The organism is Pararhizobium sp. P1_E7 (assembly GCF_056405855.1).
On the sequence record NZ_JBFUBH010000184.1, the window covers coordinates 1 to 2046 of the forward strand.

General features: G+C 55.6%; 2 protein-coding genes. Both read left to right on the plus strand.

What is annotated here, in order from left to right:
• Positions 1 to 561 (plus strand): SRPBCC family protein (locus tag AC1D17_RS28685; RefSeq protein ID WP_477568592.1); only part of this gene is annotated, 561 nt, incomplete at its 5' end.
• Between the two features lie 110 nt (positions 562 to 671).
• Positions 672 to 1640, plus strand: a complete 969-nt coding sequence (locus tag AC1D17_RS28690) for a PDR/VanB family oxidoreductase (protein ID WP_112841500.1) — start codon at positions 672 to 674, stop codon at positions 1638 to 1640.
• The last annotated feature ends 406 nt before the right edge of the window (positions 1641 to 2046 follow it).

Consider the following 2046-nt stretch of genomic DNA (forward strand, 5'->3'; position numbering starts at 1 on the left):
GGAGACGATGAGGACACAATTCTCTACCAAGAAAAGCTGAAACGCTGGGAGGAGCATTCCGAGGGTCTGGGCTATCCGGTCGGCATGTTCGCAGACAATGCGGAGAGCGTCTACTTCCGGTCCGGCAATCGTCTGCCAATCGCGGATGATGCCAAAACTGAAAGCCTGGATGGAAAGCCTCTTGCTCCCTTAATGACCGAATTTGGTGTTTTCGACGGCGGTCAAACAGGATGCGTTTTCAATCCAATAAGCACCGTCCTCGTCAACAACGATCACGCAGTGATCTTTCACTTCATCCCGAAGTCGGCTCACCAGACCGATGTCGAGGCAATATGGCTGGTCGCTCCGCACGCGGTGGAAGGACAGGACTATCAGCCAGCCGATCTGATGAGGGTCTGGGACGTAACACTTGGCGAAGACAAGACGATCACCGAAAACAATCAGCTGGGGGTGAACTCCGCGCGATACCAGCCCGGCCGCTACTCCACCCAGGAGCGCCGGATCGCTGAGTTTGCAAAGTGGTACATGGAAGCGGTGTCGGCCAGGCCGCAGGCACTCTGATTAATGTGCGAGAGAGTGATCGTGATGGGTCCTTTCCAGAACCCGTTACGATCCCTTCGCTATACCACGATAGACGATCACTGGCTGTCGGGCTTACGAGGAGGAAACGTATGAACGAGCATTGGATCGAGGTAGTCGTTGTCGGTCTTCGACAGGAGACAGAGCGCGTGAAGACTTTCACGCTTACCTCGAAGGAGCGGACTCTTCCCACCTGGAGCGCAGGAGCGCATATTCAGGTTCGCTTGCCATCCGGCACGGTCCGGCAGTACTCCCTGATGCGGTCGCGGACTCCAAACTCGTACGACATCGCCGTTCTCCATGAGGCCTCCGGACGTGGAGGCTCGACAGAAATGCATGCACTCACCGACGGCGCTAGGCTATTTATCTCAAAGCCTGCCAACCATTTTTCTCTGGTGGAAGATGGGGCCTCGCATGTACTTATCGCAGGCGGCATCGGTATCACCCCGATCATCTCAATGGCTCGGGAACTCCACCAGCAGGGAAGAGACTGGCGCCTGATCTACTGCTCCCGGACGCGCGACCAGGCCGCACTGGTTAAAGAAGTCGAACAACTCGGTGACGGGAACACAACGTTCATCTTTGATAATGGCGACCCGAGCCAAGGACTGGACATACAATCTCTATTCAACAGCTTGGAAGCCGACGCACATGTGTATGTTTGTGGGCCGCGCGGCCTAATCGATGCTGTCTCCGCAACCGGCAAGGCGCGCGGATGGACGCAAGCTAATCTTCATTCGGAGGTCTTCGCCCCTTCATCTCCGAATGACGACCGCGTCGGGGCGACGAACAACTTGTTTCAAGTAGAGCTTCGTAAATCAGGTCTTTTCCTCGAAGTACCGCCTTCGGATTCGGTGCTGGACGTCGTTCGCAGAGCAGGCATACATGTTGAAAGCGCCTGTCAGAAAGGCTATTGCGGCACCTGCCTGACAGCTGTCCTGGAGGGTGTGCCCGACCACCGAGACGACGATCTACTTTCCGACGACGAGCGGGCGAGCAATAGGATCATGACGATCTGCTGTTCACGTTCTTGTACACCCAAACTCGTCCTCGATTTGTGACTGTGCTGGAATCCGCTATCGCAAYCCTGCATAGCCTGACAATCATGTCTAGAAGCCCGAGCTATTTGAACCCACAGTCAGCACTTGGTGCTTTTGTGGTTCCCCGCACCTAAAGCAATACGTCTCTGAACGATTATCAGAGCAGATCATGTAGTAGGGCGAGCTCCCGTAAAACCCTCACCGGGTATCAGGTGGCAACATCAACGCCCGCCCGAGCCAGAATATCGCGCATGACGATCTCCACCCCTGGCATCGCCACCGGTTCGACTCGCGCGGACCTGACCTTACTCCCTGTCGCTTCAGGCAAAAGCGTAGCCGCGGCCGACGAAAGGCCGACAGCTGTGTGTGATGATCGCGTTGACGCCATATTAGTATTTTCAGATTATACATTAGTTGCGATAGCAAC